Source organism: Megasphaera sp. DISK 18, from assembly GCF_001682955.1.
Taxonomy (GTDB): domain Bacteria; phylum Bacillota; class Negativicutes; order Veillonellales; family Megasphaeraceae; genus Megasphaera; species Megasphaera massiliensis.
Genome location: NZ_LUGJ01000031.1, coordinates 15,451 through 33,508 on the forward strand (window position 1 = coordinate 15,451; position 18,058 = coordinate 33,508).

4 protein-coding genes and 1 rRNA gene are annotated in these 18,058 nt (G+C 46.4%); all 5 read right to left on the reverse strand.

What is annotated here, in order from left to right; genetic code table 11:
• Positions 1–70: 70 nt before the first annotated feature.
• Positions 71–5,800, reverse strand: a complete 5,730-nt coding sequence (locus A0U42_RS06910) for an ESPR-type extended signal peptide-containing protein (protein ID WP_065360399.1) — start codon at positions 5,798–5,800, stop codon at positions 71–73.
• Between the two features lie 451 nt (positions 5,801–6,251).
• Positions 6,252–8,876, reverse strand: a complete 2,625-nt coding sequence (locus tag A0U42_RS11490) for an ESPR-type extended signal peptide-containing protein (RefSeq protein ID WP_083122401.1) — start codon at positions 8,874–8,876, stop codon at positions 6,252–6,254.
• A 581-nt stretch (positions 8,877–9,457) separates the two neighbouring features.
• Positions 9,458–14,320, reverse strand: coding sequence for an ESPR-type extended signal peptide-containing protein (locus tag A0U42_RS11880; protein WP_065360401.1), 4,863 nt, complete (start codon positions 14,318–14,320; stop codon positions 9,458–9,460).
• 378 nt (positions 14,321–14,698) lie between these two features.
• Complete coding sequence (locus tag A0U42_RS06925) at positions 14,699–17,440, reverse strand: ESPR-type extended signal peptide-containing protein (protein WP_065360402.1); 2,742 nt, start codon at positions 17,438–17,440, stop codon at positions 14,699–14,701.
• Positions 17,441–17,921: 481 nt separating this feature from the next.
• Positions 17,922–18,038: ribosomal RNA gene (rrf, locus tag A0U42_RS06930) — 5S ribosomal RNA — on the reverse strand.
• Positions 18,039–18,058 lie beyond the last annotated feature (20 nt).

The following is an 18,058-nucleotide window of genomic DNA, read 5'->3' on the forward strand; positions in this document are numbered from 1 at the left end:
AAAACGAGGCCCCTCTATCAAAGAGGAGCCTCGTTCGGCTTAGGTATGCCGTTGAAGATTTTCAGACGACTTATTTCGTTAACGCTGCAACAGCCGCCATTAATTCTTCAATCTTTTTATTTTGCGCATTCAGTTGTTCACTTTGTGCTTCAAGTTTATCGTTCTGTTGGGATACAACCGATTCCAAATCCGTGATCTTTTGTGCCATAACCTTCTTGGACGGGTAGTTGATCGTTTCGCCATCGCCGATTCGGAAGGTTACGCCGGCGTTGATCATGTTTTCACCACCGCCGTAGGAGGAACCGATGCTGACCAAGGTGTTGACGTTCGGACGATAGAAGGCACCGATGGCAACGGCGTTAGCGCCGCGGTAGTTACCGACACCGGCCGAGATGTCCCATTTCGCTTCCGGGCTGAATTCCAACGGATGGAGAGCTGCCAGGGCGGCGGCACCGGCACCGACGCGATCGACACGACGGTCGAGGTTGCCGATACGGTTATTCATTTCGTTCATGCCCGTGCCGATGTTATTGAGGGCGCGGTCGAACTGGCCTTTGTTAATGGCATCCGTCGATTCCGTAGCATCGCCGACATTTTGAACTCTATTGCCGCCCATGCTGACGTTGTTGTTCTGGACGGTGATGTTCTTCGACGAATCTTCGTTGACAATCTTGAGACCGTCATTGTTGATCGTCGTGTTTCCTGTCGTAACCGATCCGGTATTGACCGTATTGCCTTCGATGATTGTCTGATTGTCTCCGGTGCCGACGGTAATCTTATTGTTTACTTCAACATTGTTCACCTCAATACTGTTGAGGCCCTTGATGTCTTTCGACAACTTAATGTCGAAGCCCGTGCCGTCGCTGTTGTTTACGACGCCGATGTTGTTATCGGAGAGGTTAGTGCTGTCAGCACCGCCTTTGAGCTTCATCGGATCCGTATTTTTACGGGTTACCTGAGCATCAGCACCGCTGTCGCTTTCGAAGACACGGCTGGAGGATTTAACGGCCGTATCGATGTCGCTGATCTGTTTAGAAATGCTGTCCACAGCACCTTTCAACTGACCTTCCGTAGCTGCACGGTTTTCAACGATACCCTGGTTTGCAGGATCCCATTTCGTGTTGTCGAGGCCCGTGAGGAACTGACCGTTCTGGGAATCCGTGGTGCCGTCAGCCTTCGTGCCGGTAACATTCGATTGGTTGCCCATGACAATGCCGCCATTAGCTGCATCGCCAATCGTGACCTGACCGTTAGTGCCGTCAACGACGACTTTATTGGCACCGTCACCGGCTGTAACCGTTGCAGCGTCACCGTTGATGTTGACCTGTTTTGCTGCGTCCGTATCGGAGCCCAAGGTGATGTTATTTTCCAAGGATACCTTCGTACCGGTGCCATCTTCATTTACTTCAACGCTGATGTTCTTACCGGCAACGACCTTGTTGGCTTTCACATCGGAGTTGATCGTGTCGTAAACGGATTTCAACTGATCTTCCGTGGCGGCACGGCCACTTACATAACCGTTAGTAGCTGGATCCCAAGTAAGGTTAGTTAAACCGGTAATGTAATTACCTGTTTCAGAGCCCTTATTTGTATTAGTTACAGTCTGCTTAGCGATGTAAATGCCTTCGCCTTCTTTGGAACCGCCGACGCGAACGCTGTTAAGGGCGTTCAAGTCTTTAGACAACTTAACCTGTAAGGTGTCGTCAGCAGATTTTACAACGCCGATGTTGTCATCGGTCAAGTTGTCGCTGTCAGCACCACCGGTAATGTTGAGGGTGCCTTTATTTTTCGTCGTAACCTTAGCCGTGGCATCATCACCGGCAAAGTTCAGCGCTACGTCACCGACTTGATTAGAAATATCGTCGGTTGTGGCAATTTTATCAACCGTGAAGTTGGTGCCGTCGTTACGGGTGATGGTTAAGGTATTATTCGCAAGGGATGCACCGTTGATGTACTTGTCCTGCAGACCGGTAACGGTAACCGTGTCACCATTTTCCATGGTTAAGGTCATGGAGCCCGTACCATTGTCAGCGTAGGTAGCAGCACCAGATTTAATCGTGCTGCCCTTCAACTGCGATACGTTGACAGCATCGGTATCGGCTTCGCCGGCTGCGACGTTGGTGATCTTCTGACCGCCATTGCTTAAGCCTGCGGGGGACAATTTAACATTGTTGTCGAAGGCAATGCTGCCGTCAGCCATGGTAAGGTCTTTGGCCAACTTCACTTTCAAGGCATTATCGCCGTCTTTTACAACGCCGATGTTGTCTGCCGTCGTAAACTCAGTAGCCCCACCGGTAATGTTGAGTGTCTGACCATTGCCGCGAGCGATAGCTGCGGTGGTGTCATCACCTGTGAAGTTCAAGGTTGTCTTACCGGCATCTTCTGCAGCAGCTGCAACCTTTTTAAGCTGAGCTACGTTTACGGCATCAGTGTCATTCGTACCGGCTGCTACGTTAGTAATCTGACGGGTTAAGCCGGTTGCACTGTCACCTACGGATACAGCAGCTCCGGTTGCCTGCCAAGTGGAAACTAACTTATTCATTTCAGTTTGGTCAGCATTTAAGGAATTTTGAGCCGCAGTCAGTTCTGTCTGTTTGGCATCAATCTGGTCTTGAAGGTCAAAATATTCATTAGACCATCTGCTATACTGACTTTGCTGCTGTTTCAAGTCTGCAATGTCCGAAGTCAAGCTATTTACCGTATCATTGCTCGACGCGATAGAGGATTTAAGCGCATCATATTGTGTTTTGTTAAGTGCGCCAATGCTGTCCGTATCGGTAATTTCTCCCAACGGATCATAACCGATAGCCCCTTTATCTACCGTAGCCAGCGAGTTCGCACCGAGGGCTACGCCGCCGTCATAGGATACATTCGTATTTCGACCGACAGCCACTGCATTGTTAACCGTTGTCGTAGTACCTGCATCGGAAGAACCGATAATGACGTTGTTATTAACGCCGGTCAAGGTACGGTTGTCACCGATTACAACGGCTGTCTTGGCATCGGTGACCGTATTGTTGATACCGGTGATTGTTACGTTATCTACATTAGTAGCTGTATTGTTGTAACCGGTAACAGAGTTATATCGAGCAATATCGGCGCTTTTACCGGTAACAGTATTATTTACACCGATAATCGCCGTATTCTGAGTATAGTCGGCCGTGTTGCCGCCGCCGACAGCTAAGGTAGAACCACCGCCATCAGACGCCTGAATACCTGCACGCAATGCATCAACCATGCCATCAACAGTTAAGGTGCTGGTTAATGTGTCAATGCCGCTAATGGATTGTACGGAGTTGGTGATTTTATTACCGGCACCGTAGATTAATGCACCATTAGCATTTTCAGCAATGTTGCCTACACCGACAATGCTGTTTGCGATACCGCTGGAACCGCTGTAACCGGCAGAACGAATGCTGTTCAAGGAACCAACTACATTAGCACCAAAGTTTTGAGAACCATAAAGCAAGCTGTTAAATCCGCCGGCACCGGTGAATTCCCCGGTCATTACGGAATAAGCACCGAGCATACTGCCCAAGGCACCTTTGTTGTAAGAGTTGGAACCGATTGTGGTCATACCAACAAGATTTGCCTGGGACTGGTCATTAATCTCAGAACCACCCATAGTGTAGCCCTTCATAGTGTGAGAACCAATCTGGACACTACCTGTACGAGCATACGCATTCGCACCGATAGCGATACCACCAGGAGATTTATCCGGATCAATTGGAAGATCGCTGCCGGATGCGTAGTTATCCGGTGTGAAGCTTAACGCTTTATCCTGTTTACCGCTGCCGTTTAATACAGTAGCACCTTTACCCATAGCAATACTTGTTAAGTTAAGGCCATTAGTAGTAACGAGTGCGTTTTCACCGATAGCAATGCTGCCTGTGCCTGTGTCTCTATTACCGCCATTCCCCAGCACACGAGCATTCGTACCTACAGCAACGGAATTGTTTGTCTGAGCACTAGCCGCTACACCGGCAGCCAACGCATTCGTCCCGGTAGCGCCGTTATTGTTGTAGTTACCTGCCGTAGTATCAGTCGAATTAACGCTGTAGAAATGTGTTTTATTAGCATTAACTGTATTTGTTAAATTCGTAATATCGGTCGAAGATGCGATACCGTCTACGGTAACCGTGCCGCCGTCATTACGGGTAAGGGTCAAGGTATTGCCGCTCAAGGCTGCACTGGTGACATAGGTGTTTTTAAGGCCACTTACGGTAACGTTATTGCCTGCCGAGTCGGTCAAAACCAAAGTTCCGTCACCATCGGTATAGGAAACAGTACCGCTGGCCAAGGTCGTATTGGTATCGGTAGATTTAATGGTGTAAGTAGTGGAACCGTCATCTTCTGTTTTAGAAGTAATGGTTACATTGTCACCTTCCGTTAAGTTTACTTTAGAAGCTTTGAGCTGTGCCACGTTTACGGCATCCGTATCCTGCATACCAGCAGCAACGCCCGTAATCTGACGAGTTGCCGTAGCGGCACCGCCATCCGTCGGAACGCCGACAGAAACAGCAGCTAAGGTAGATTTCCAAGTGGCAGAATCAGTCGTGGAAGCAGATTTCGTGTTCGGGTCATAGCCGGCAACACCGGATGCCACACTAGCGACAGAGTTAGCGCCTAAGGCGACACCGCCATCTACAGTAGCATTAGCATTGTTGCCGATAGCCACTGCGTTACTAGCCGTCGTTTCCGTAGCAGAATCTGCAGTACCAATAACAACAGTATTGGCCAAGTCAGACACCGTTCGGTTCGTGCCAACAACGATGGTGTTGTCTACATTGGTAGCCGTGTTGTTAAAGCCGGTTACGGAGTTGTACTGGCTAATGTTGCTGCTTGTACCGGTAACCGTGTTGTTTACGCCGATAATGGACGTTTTCTGGGTGTAGTCTGCTTTGTTACCGCCACCGATGGCAAGGGTTGCACCGCCACTTTGAGAGTTCTTAATGCTGGTCATCAACGTGGTCTGCAATTCTTTAGCAGAGGCACCACCGCTGGATGGAGCCGAAATAGCTGTAATGGAGTTAGTAATTTCATTGCCGGCACCGAAAATCAAGGCACCATTGGAGTTGGCCGTTCTATTAGCCGTACCGATGACACTGCTGGCAACACCGGAATAGTTCGACGAGGATGTAGCCGATTCAATGCTATTCAAAGAACCATAAATGTTGGCACCAAAGTTTTTGGCCGCTTTCGGTCCGTCAAAAAGACCGGCAAAACCGCCAAGGCCCTGGTAATCAGAGGTTGCAATGGAATAGGAACCGTTTACCGTAGAAAAGGAGCCTGAATTGTAGGCGTTGGCACCGAGAGTGGTGGAGTTAATATATAAAGATTTCGCTCTTACACCAGCATTCGATGAACCGTCAACCGTGACGTCACCGAGAGCGCCTACATATTTATGGTCGCCAATCATAATGCTGCCGGAACGGGCGTAGGTATTTTGGCCAATAGCAATACCGGCTGCCCACTGGGTCTGATCGGTCTGACCAAAGGTAAAGGTCCGTTCCTGATTACCGGCCATATTTTCAACATAGGCATTGTTACCGATAGCAATACTGCCTACCTGATTAACATAATTGCTGGTTTTCGAACCTTCGCCTACTGTAATATCAGCAGCTTGAACGGTAGCGACATTCGAAACGAACAGCACGGCAAAAGCAGCTAAGACGGCTGCTGCCGAAACGTATTGACGCGAGCCACGCGACACGGGCTTGCTGTGGCTCTTGGCGATTTCAGAAACTACGACGTAGCAGTTCTTTACTTTGCTCCAAACGACTTTGTAAATTTTGTTCATATTCATTTCCCCCAATAGAATGGATAATTAAACGACACAACGATAAGAAGCAGACACAATATTACAACAGAAATCGGAATGCCTCTTTTAGTCTTTAACGGCATTTCTTTATTTCGACACATCATTCAACAATAGGCCGCCCTATCGCATATCCCCTCCACAGCCTGTTTTTACCGCAGCATTACCTCAATTTGACAAATGCACTCCAGTTAAAACAAGTCATTATCAAACTAGACTTTTATGGTCATATTTTATAGATTGCTTTAAATTTTGTTAATAAAACAAATACTAATTTTCTATTACAAATCGATATTGACTGTTTCATATTTTTTATAATTTAAATTTTCTTTACAAAGGTCTCTATTCAACGCTAAAATTTGCCACACAAAAAGGCCCTCTGAAAAGAGGACCCTTTTGTTACCGCGTCAATGTCACACGATATTCAGTGATTCTATTTTTTTAATTCAGCAACATCCTTCATCAATTGTGCAATCTGCCGGCTCTGTTCTTGCAACTGCTTGCCCTGGGATTCCAATTGCCGGCTCTGGGCTTCAATCTTACTGTTTTGTGCTTCAAGCTTATTGTTCTGAGCCGCCAGTTGTTCACTCTGCGACTCAATCTTGTTATTCTGTGCCGTAAGTTGTTTGCTCTGCGATTCCAGTTTACGATTCTGTTCATCGACAAGGGATCTCAAACTGTCAACTTCCCGTGCCAATGCATCCTGCGATGAATATACCTTAGTCGTGCCTTCGCCGATCCGGAAGGTTACACCGGCATTGACCATATTTTCACCGCCGCCATAAGACGAGCCGAGGCTGATCATGGTATCGTAGTTCGGGCGATAGAAGGCACCGACAGCAACGGCATTAGCACCACGATAATTACCGACCCCGGCCGAAACTTCCCAACGAGTATTAGGATCGTATTCTAAGGGGTGGAGAGCTGCCAAGGCCGCCGCCCCGGCTCCGACACGATCGACGCGGTTATCGAGTTTGTTGATGCGATTATTTACCTGACCCATACCATTATTGATTTGGCTGATTTCGCGGTCAAATTGATTTTTGTTAATGGCATCTGTCGGGTTCGTGCCTTCGCCAATATTCGTGATGACATTGCCGCCCATGTTGACATTGTTGTTCTGAATGGTAATGTTCTTCGACGAATCTTCATTTTTAATCGTAAGGCCGTTATTGTTCATCGTCGTCTTGCCCGTCGTGACTGAATTGAGGCCCTTAATATCTTTCGACAACTTGATATCGAAGCCGTCTTTATTGGAATTCGTTACGACGCCGATATTGCCGTCGGATAAGTTTGTAACATCAGCCCCGCCCTTAAGGTTCATAGTTTCGCCAAGTTTAACGCTGACCTTCTTGTCTGAAGAAGTTTCATCTCCGACAAATTCACGAGTCCCCATGCCGACAGTTTCGCTAATGCTTTTAATAGAATCAGTTACGTCTTTTAACTCGCCTTCCGTAGCAGCGCGGTCTTTAACGATATTCATCTTATCCCAAGTAATATTGCTGAGACCGGTCATAAATTTACCAGTTTCTTTCTTGCCGGAAGTTGTCGTTACCTCTTGATTTCCGATGACAAGGCCGCTTCCCTTGGCGGCCTCGCCGATGACGACCTGGCCCTTCGTGCCGTCAACTTTCACCTCTTTATCAGGCGCTGTATCACTGCCAAAAGTAATATTATCGTTCAAATCAATGGTATTCTTCTTAACTCCATTGGCATCCGTCGTTGTATGAACGGTAATATTTTTACCGGAAGATAAGGCGCTGTTATCTACTTTCTCGTTTAAAGCCTTGAGCTGTGCGACGTTTACCGCATCGGTATCCAAGGTACCGGCAGACACGTTGGTAATCTGGCGGGTATACCCTTTTTCACTGTTACCGACGGAAACCGCAGCAAGGGTCGATCTCCAAGGGGTTCCTTTCTTGAGCAACTCATCAGAATCTGTTGCATATGCTCCACTTGGATCATAGCCAGTTACGCCGGCATCGACATTGGTCTTAGAATCGCTGCCGACAGCGATACCGCCTCCAATATTGGCTATAGACTTATTGCCCAATGCCACTGCCGATGCAGCGGAGGCCTGTGACCTAGGTCCTATCGCCATTGCAGATGTACCACTTGCATTCGCCTTTATACCAAATGCCAATGCCGACGACTCAGAAGCAATTGACTGAGGCCCTATCGCCACTGAAGATTGACCGCTCGCCTGGGCACTGGTACCGATAGCAGTCGAAAATACCCCCACCCCTACAGCAAGTTGACCAAATGCGATAGCCCCCCTAGCTGTGGCTGCGGCCGTATTCCCTATCGCGATAGAGTAGATGCCAGAGCCATTTGCAGAACTCCCAAAAGCCATCGCGCCTTCAACCGTAGCATTTGCGGCATTGCCAATCGCAGTCGAGGATAAACCCTTGGCCTTTGCATAAGAACCAACCGCTATTGCGTTGTCAGCATTAGCAGCCGCTTCTCCGCCGATAGCAGTTGCTCCCATACCAGAACTTTTAGCAGTATACCCCAGAGCTATGTCACCAAACCCCGTTGTTTTTGACTGAAGACCAATAGCGGTAGAATAGCCGGATGCCAGTGTACCATAACCAATAGCCGTCCCACTGAGGCCAGCCTCTGAACTCACACCAATAGAAACAGCCCCGCTATCAGTAGCTTTTGATTTATTCCCCATAGCAATGGCACCATTTTTACTGGCAATTGAAGTCTCTCCAACGGCAATCGAAAACCCTTCTTCCGCGGTTGCCCCATTTCCAATAGCAACAGAAGAACTATACTCGGCTTTGGAATTTGTACCAACTGCAACAGCGGAATTATCCGTTGCTACCGAACCCGCCCCAATAGCGACCCCCATCCCAGAACCTTCCGAATTCATTGCAGCACTAACTACTCCGTTCATACCGAGACACAGTGCAAAGACCGTCAAAGCCGCAGCGATGGTTTTCCCTGACTGCATTTTCATCGCCGCTGATTTACCATTACTCTTGGCAATCTCCGATACGACAACATAACAATGTTTTACCTTATTCCAAATAACTTTATACACTTTATTCATTTTTAACCGCCCCTTTTCGCACCTCCATCATGTAATAAATATTCTCATATTAAAACATATCGTTAGTGCTAGTCTTCTCTGATTTTTATTTTATAGATATGGGTTAAAATTGTCAACTAACTGTTTTATATAATTCATTATAGATAAATATCATATATTTAATTGATAATAAACATGCGTTTCAAATTAATTTATTTACTCAAGCACGATTAATAAATCGCTAAAATATGCAAATTCCAGAGGAATACGTTTCTGGTCGCCGTTTTTTAATCTTCACCTGAAAGGTTTATTTAAGTCGAAAACAGCTCTTTAATCTCTATATTTTATGTATCAATATCATTACTATATTGATTTACAGTAGATTTTAAGCTGTCATTTTACTAGATGCGCTTCCTTCAGCGCCAGTATATTCAGTCTATCGTTACCCCATTTTACCGCTACAGAGAGCGATTTAACGGCTGTGTGATTTATTTTCATAGGGTATTCGTCAGCAAGATAATAAAATTTTACGAAAATCGAAAAAAATGAGGCCCCTCTCCCAAGAGAAGGACCCCAGTCTTATGTAGCACGATGTCTATATTTTATTTTTTCAAATCTTCAATAGCCTGCATCAGTTGTTCAATCTTCTGATTCTGTTCTTCCAATTGTTGACGCTGAGCCTTAATCTCGTTACTTTGAGCAGATAACTGTTCACTCTGAGATTCAATCTGGCGGCTTTGCGACGCCAGTTTACTGTTCTGTTCGTCCACAACTGACCGTAAATCATTGATTTCCTGAGCCATAGCGCCTTTCGATTGGTAGTTCCCCGATCCGCCTTCACCAATTCTCCAGGTTACACCGGCATTGACCATGTTTTCACCGCCGCCGTAGGACGAGCCAATGCTGATCATGGTATCGTAGTTCGGACGGTAGAAGGCACCGACGGCAACAGCGTTCGCACCGCGGTAATTACCGATGCCTGCCGAAACTTCCCAACGAGTATTAGGATCGTATTCCAACGGATGGAGAGCTGCCAAAGCCGCCGCTCCGGCACCGACACGATCGACGCGGTTGTCGAGCTTGTTAATCTGATTGCCGAGTTGGTTCATGCCGGAACCGATATTAGCGACCGTAGTGTCAAAGGTACTCTTATTAATAGCATCCGTCGGATTCTTAGCTTCCCCAATATTGGAAATAGTTTTGCCGCCGGCATCAATGCCATCGGCAGTGACAGACGGGCCATCTTTAATCACTAATCCATCATTGCTGACGGTCGTATTACCCGTCGTTACGGAACCGGTCGTAACCGTATTACCACTGATGACGGTCGTCGTGTCGCCGGAACCAACGGTAATGCTGTCACTCGCCGTTAATGTCTTCGTGCTGACACTGTCGAGACCAGTAAGTTTAGACGATAACTTAACACTGAAACCTTTATCGCCATTATTTACAACACCGATGTTCTTTTCAGTTAATGAACTGGTATCGGCTCCGCCGGTAAGACTTAAAGCATCGTCTTTACCGAGTACGACTTTTGCGTCACCGTCACCGGTAATCGTTCTCGTAGCATTTTCAATACCTTCACTAATCTCGCCGATTGTACCTACGATGTCACTCAACTGCCCTTCGGTAGCGGCACGGTCTTTAACGATACCATTCTTTTCAGGATTCCAAGTCGTATTGTCGAGACCTGTGATGTAATTGCCTGTTTTACCAGGGTTGATTTCATTGCCATCTTTATCGGTAGCTGTATCAGCTTGTTTCCCGATAACAAGTTGATTGCCCGTGTCACCAATTACAACTTGGCCACTAGAGCCATCAACAATGACCTTGTTATCTCCATCGCCTGCTGTAACAGTCGCTGCATTACCATCAACGGTTACCTGCTTAGCAGTATCCGTAGTGTCGCCTAAGGTAATCTTATCTTTTAAATTGATGGTATTAGTTTTAACACCAGTCGTATCATCGGTTGTAGTTTTAATTTCAATATTTTTACCCGCAGTTAAGGCACTATCAGCTGCGGCCTTCGTCACCTTAGCATCTAAAGCTTTGAGCTGAGCCACGTTGACCGCATCCGTATCAGTAGAACCTGCTGCCACATTGGTAATCTGACGAGTAAGACCTTCTTCCTTATTACCAATAGATACTGCACTTGCGCCGGATACCCAAGGAGCCACCAGCAAACGATACTTTTTAAAGGCATCTTGATATGCTTGAAGATTTTCATCTGTCTGATTTTGATAATAATTGTCGAGTGCTGCATTTACTGCATTCAGTGCACTTTCCATTTCTGTTGTAAAAATAGCATCTCCACCGACAGTCGGATCATAACCAAGATAATTTCCATCTCGATCCGTAGTAGAATATGAACCTAAAGCAATACCGTTTTCCATTGTAACATTAGCACTTCGTCCAAGAGCGACTCCATCATAGGCATTGTCTGATGCTGTTGCAAAGTAACCAATAGCAATGCTATTTTCTTTCAAAGCATTAGCATATGGTCCAATTGCAATAGTTTGATAATCTTCTGCTTTTGCAGATCCACCAATAGCAATTGCATAATTTTGAGTGGCATTAGCAGCCGAACCGAGTGCCACAGCACTTGAAGCGGTAGCTTCAGAACGCTCCCCTATAGCCGTAGCCATATTTCCCGTCGATTTACTATCAGTACCCAAAGCGATAGCATCTCCGGCTTCTGCTAAAGCGCCTTTACCAATGGCCGTGCTAAAAAGACCTGTAGCGGAAGCATCAATACCGATCGCCATGGCATGAGCACCGGTAGCCCCTTTATTGTCTGCATTACTGTTTACAACAAAGCCTTCCGGATTTACGCTGAAGAAGCTAATCTTATTGGCGTCAACTTTAGTGTTTACTGCTTTCAACTGAGCTACGTTGACCGCATCTGTATCCAAAGTGCCGGCGGCTACATTCGTAATCTGACGAGTTACCCCCTTAGAACTATCCCCTACGGAAACAGCACCTAATTGGGATTCCCAGGCACCGACAAGGGTCCGATACGTTTTCGCCGCATCTTCAGCCGCTTTAAGTTTATCTGCATTATCCGGATCGGCTACAGATGCCTTTGAAGCTTCCTGCCATGCAGTAAGGGCAGACTGCATCTCAGGAGTCATTACAAACGTCGTCCCTGTCGACGGATCATAGCCAAAGATTCTTGCATTTTTATCAGCCACAGAGAATGCCCCTAAGGCAACGCCACTATCGACACCCTCTACTTTAGAAGATACACCAAGGGCCACTGCATTGTTAGCATTAGTCACTGTCGCATGGCTACCAAATGCGCTGCCATATTCTGAATCGGTTACTTTTGCCAAGTAACCAAATGCATTAGCTTCCTTCGAATTAGCTATATTAGCTCGACTGCCGACTGCGGCTGAATTTACCGAATTAGTGATTGCCGTATCAAAACCGATAGCATTAGATTCATTAGAATCTTCACCTACATAGGAATAGGTACCTAGGGCCATACCATAATCACTGTCAACCTTTTTGCGTGTTTCGGTTCCGCTTCCATCATCAAATTCTTTAGCTATACCGACAGCAATAGAATACTGTTTCTTAGCCTTTGCGTAGGCACCGAGAGCAACCGAGTACATATCTGCTTCAGCCTGATTCCCACCGGCAAAAGAATGCTGACCGGCATAAGTGTCAAAACCGACAGCTGTACTTTGATTACCATCAGCTATACTGTTTTGGCCCACTGCCAGCGCAGCGCCACCACTCGCTTTAGCATCGTTAATTGGATAACCGCCTGTATGCATATCGATAAATTTGAGCCCAATCGTTACATTGGTTCCATCTTGCTTTAACTTGATACCACTACCGGACTGCAATCTCACCATTTGACCTGATTGAATAGCACGAGATAGCCCTTCAGCAGTCGCATCTGAAGCCTGCCTAACGTCCGGTGCCGTCGTTACGCCCAGCATCCAACCACCGGATAATTGTGAAATCTTTGTCGTATTATCAGTGGCCTTATCATACACTTTGCGAAGCTGTGCCACGTTGACCGCATCATAATCGTCGGCCCCACCGGCAACATTAGTAATGCGGCGATGGTTTTCTGCAAAATCATAAGTGCCTAAAGTATAGGCTTTATTACCAACAGAAACAACGCCGTTATTTTTTGAAAACTTTTCATCAGTTAAGTATGCTTTGGTAGCAACATCGTCGTCGATAATAGCTAGCGCATAGGAACCTATAGCAGCGGAGTAGTTGGATGCAGTGCGAGCGCCATGACCAATAGCAATACCGCTACTTACCGCAGTGGAATCATCTAACGTATTCGTAATAGCATCTGTACCGATAGCAATTGCATGATCACCATATGCGCGAGCACCGAAACCTAATGCAGCTGCGCCTTCACCATCCGTTTCAGCTTTGTAACCGATGACCGCTGCATAATCACCGCGCGCCGATGCTCTTCTACCGATTGCCACAGTTTTATCATTATAAGCCAATGAACCTGCTCCAAGAGCCATACTCTGATGACCATACGATTTAGCTTCAGACCCCATCGCAATAGAATCTTGTTGCAAGAATCGACTATCAGGTAAATCACTTATTTGGCCTACACTCACAGCATTATTATGAGTTGCTGTAGTCGGTGTGGTTTCAGGACCAATATAGGCTTTGCGCCCCATAGCGATACCATACGCACCGCCCTTATCAAGAGTTGTTTCACTGCCCATACTAATGGAGTCTCTTGCAGCCGTTGTAGATTTATAGCCTATAGCCGTTGCATAAGTAGCATTGGCTTCAACTCCATGACCAAAAGCAGACGTACTGGAAGCTGTAGCTTTTGCCTGATAACCTACAGCTGTCCCAAAAGCTCCTGAAGAAGTTGTCTTATAGCCCATGCCAATACCATACTGTGCAGTAACGCTAGCCTCACGACCAATTGCTATACCACTATTTGCTGAAGCTGAAGCGCTTACGCCAATAGCTGTACTATAATTCGCAGATGCTACAGCCCGATTACCAACAGCGATACTCAAACTCGCAGCTTGAGCACTAGCACCAACAGCTGTCCCCGAACCGGCAGCTTGAGCTTTATAACCAAGAGCTGTCGCCGAAGAATCGGAGGCCGAAGCACTCTCACCGACTGCAGTACTATTATTACCCGCTGCGACTGCCTTATTACCAATAGCAGTCGCACTAGAAGAGGCCGTTGCCTTTGCTGCCGGACCAACTGCCGTATTAGTTGCTCCTGTCGCTTCAGAATTAGTTCCATATGCAACACCAAATCCCGCTCCGGTTGCCGTGTCAGCAGCCATGACGCCCGACGTCATGCCGGCACAAAGGGCCATCACGGCAAGAGACGCTGCCATTTTTTTACTAACCCGCGAGCGAGTCGTTACCGATTTCCGATCCGTTCCTACCAATTCAGATACGACGACATAGCAATGCCGCACTTTGCTCCAAATAACTTTATAAATTCGATTCATTCCGATTCCTCCCATATTCCTTAATTGAAAAAAATATAAAAGAAATGATAAAATTTAGAAGTTATTTCCCCCAAACAGCTCCGTGCTGTCTATATCGATTACCAAGCCTCCTTAATTCTCAGCCTAATAAGCCATTTTACCAAAATTATAAAATTTTAATAACGTTTATTTGTTGTTTATTTTATATAGTATCTATATACTTGTCAATAAATTACACATATTATGTCTATATTAAATCAGCAACTCACTGTTTATTTCAGTTTCAATATATTTTTTAGTAATATATAACATTTTCAGAAATAAAAAAAACTGAGGCCCCCCTCGGATGAGAGGAACCCCAGCTATCGTTACTTATTGTCAGAAATTGATACGACTGCCTTATCTATTCAACTCGGCAATAGCCTGCATCAATTGTTCAATCTTCTTATTCTGTTCTTCGAGCTGCTGACTTTGGGCTTCAATCTTGCTGTTCTGAGCCTCGATTTTGTCGTTCTGTGACGCCAGTTTGCTGTTCTGTTCGTCTACAACCGACCGCAAGCTGTTGATTTCCTGGGCCATAGCGCCTTTCGACTGGTAATTTCCCGTTCCGCCTTCCCCAAATGTCCAAGTTACGCCGGCATTTACCATATTTTCACCGCCGCCGTAAGACGAGCCGATGCTGACCATGGTGTTGTAGTTCGGACGATAGAAGGCACCGACGGCTACGGCATTGGCACCGCGATAATTACCGACACCGGCCGAGAATTCCCAGCGTGACGTCGGATCAAAGTCTAAGGGGTGTAAGGCTGCCAGAGCAGCTGCACCGGCACCGACACGATCGACGCGGTTATCGAGTTTGTTGATCTGATTACCGAGTTGATTCATGCCGGAACCAATATTGGTAATGGCCGTATCAAAGGTTCCCTTATTGATAGCATCCGTAGCTTCCGTAGCTTCGCCGATGTTGTGAATAGCTTTACCACCGGCGTCGATACCGGACTTCGTTACGGACGGACCGTCGGCAATCGTCAGGCCGTCACTACTAATTGTCGTATCACCCGTTGTAACAGAGCCGGTAGTAACCGCATTCCCACTGATGACCGTAGTCGCATCACCAGAGCCTACGGTAATGCTGTCGCTGGCCGTTAAGGTCTTGGTAGATACACTGTCGAGGCCGGTAAGCTTAGACGACAGTTTCACTTTAAAGCCCTTCGTGCCATCGTTTACGACACCGATATTCCCTTCCGTCAATGAATTCGCAGGGGCACCACCTTTAATGCTCAACGTTTCAGCATTACCGACTTCGATTTTTTCTCCGGTATCACTGATAAAATCACGTTTGGCATTTTGAATGGCTTCAATATCGGTATTAATGTCGCCGATTTCCGTGCTGATGCTATTCACAGCATCGCGTAACTGACCTTCTGTAGCCGCACGGTTTTCAACAATCCCGTTTTCAGCAGGATTCCAAATCGTATTGTCGAGGCCGGTAATATAATTTCCGGTCTTATCCGGATTGATTGCATTGCCGTCCTTGTCCTTCGCCGTATCGGCTTGCTTGCCGATAACCAGTTGACTGCCTTCTGCACCAATCGTAACTTGGCCTGCAGAACCATTAACAACAACTTGATTGTCTCCCGTGCCAGCCGTAATGTTCGAGGTCGTACCGTCAACGATTACCTGTTGCCCCGGAGCAGCAGCGTTGTTCAATGTAATCTTATCGTTCAAGTCAATGTTATTGGTCTTAACCCCGTTATCATCGGTCGTCGTATTGATCGTAATATTTTTTCCGGAAGATAATTTACTGTCAGTAGCATCTTGTGTCAACTTATTAGATAAGGCTTTCAGCTGAGCTACGTTGACCGCATCATAATCATCGGCACCACCGGCTACATTGGTAATACGACGACGATTTGAAGCTACGGTCGTATCACCGATGGTGTACTCAGCATTACCGACGGAAACGACACCATTGGATGCTGAAAAAGCTTCATTGGTTAAGTATGCTTCTGTCTTCACATTATCCGGAACATATGCCAATGAATTTTGGCCTAATGCAATGGAATTATCAGATGCAGCGCGCGCTTTCTGACCGATAGCAACACCATTACTTACTGTACCGGTACCATCCAGGGTGTTGGTAATGGAATAGGAACCGATAGCAATGGCATTATCGCCATACGCCCGGGCCCAATGCCCAAGAGCCGTTGCTTCGTTACCGTTAGCATATGCCTGTTTGCCTAAGGCCGTTGCATAATTGCCTTTGCCGATAGCCATTATTCCTACTGCCAAACTATTCGTATCGTGAGCCTCTGCGCCAGCTCCCAAAGCTGTCGTCTGATAACCAAAGGCCTTCGCCGAATTACCGATAGCAACAGAGTTCATTTGCTCTTTCCCCGCAGCAACTACGGTGTCATCATCTACAATTGAGGTACTATTCCCCGGGACCCCTTGGACGGGGTCAGTTGAACGGATAGGTCCTACATAAGCACTAACACCGATTGCTAAGCCATTATTAGCACTACTTTCCGTAAGGGCTCCATAGCCTAAGGCCATACTTTGGTTACCATTTGCTTTTGTTTGTAGACCAATAGCTACCGTATTTTCTTCATTTGCCTCTGTTTCACGACCAATTGCCACTGAATCATTTTTAGTTACTTTTGCAGCATAACCGATTGCCACTGCTTGATTGGCGGCTGCTGTAGCCTCATAACCCATAGCTACTGAAACGACCCCCTGAGCTTTACTGCCGGCACCGGCTGCAATACCAAAAGTACCAGAAGCTTTGGCATTATATCCAATCGCCGTATCTCCAGCACCGGAAGCATTTGCTAAATTACCAATCGCCGTTGCATAGTCTACTGTTGATTTAGCAGAATTGCCTACAGCAGTACTGGTATCCTTTGTCGCTTGAGAACTGGTACCATAAGCCACGCCAGATCCCGTTCCGGTTGCCGTATCGGCAGCCATTACACCGGGCACCATACCGGCACAAATTGCCAATACGGCAAGGGAAACTGCCATTTTTTTATTCATCCGAGACTGCGTCGATATCGCTTTGCCGTCTCTTTTTGCCAATTCAGATACGACGATACAGCAATGCTTCACTTTGCTCCAAATAACTTTATAAATCTGATTCATGCTTTTCCTCCTGTATTCTTCAATTCAAAAATATCAAAAGAAATGTATGATGAAATTTAGAAGTTATCTTTACCACAGCTCAGCGCTGTCTATCTCCGTTACCACCCTCCTTATTTCTCGGCTAAACAAGCCGAAATCCCTAAAGTATACATTGTTGATATTAAATATCTCCGTGTTTTCATTCTATAAAATACGATTATATTTGTCAATAATATGTATTTTTACATACGGTTTAAGTTATTGGTTTACTACTTATTAAATTTATTTTTGTTTTATATAAAAGATAGAGTTTTTTATGAAAGCAAAAATCGGAGCCCTTCTCACACGAGAGGAGCCCCGATTCTTACTTCAAGAACTATCCGATGCTTATTTCTTCAAATCGGCAATGACCTGCATCAGTTGTTCAATCTTCTCATCCATTCTATTTCATCTTTCAGACAAAAAAAGAAGCACTTCATATCGAAGTGCTTCTCTCTCTATTAATCAGCGGCTTCCTATCCTCCCAGGGGGCCTCCCCCCAAGTACTTTCGGCGTTTGCGGCCTTAACTGCTGTGTTCGGCATGGGAACAGGTGGATCCCCGCAGCTATCGCCACTGAATTGTTTCAGGATTCGTATCC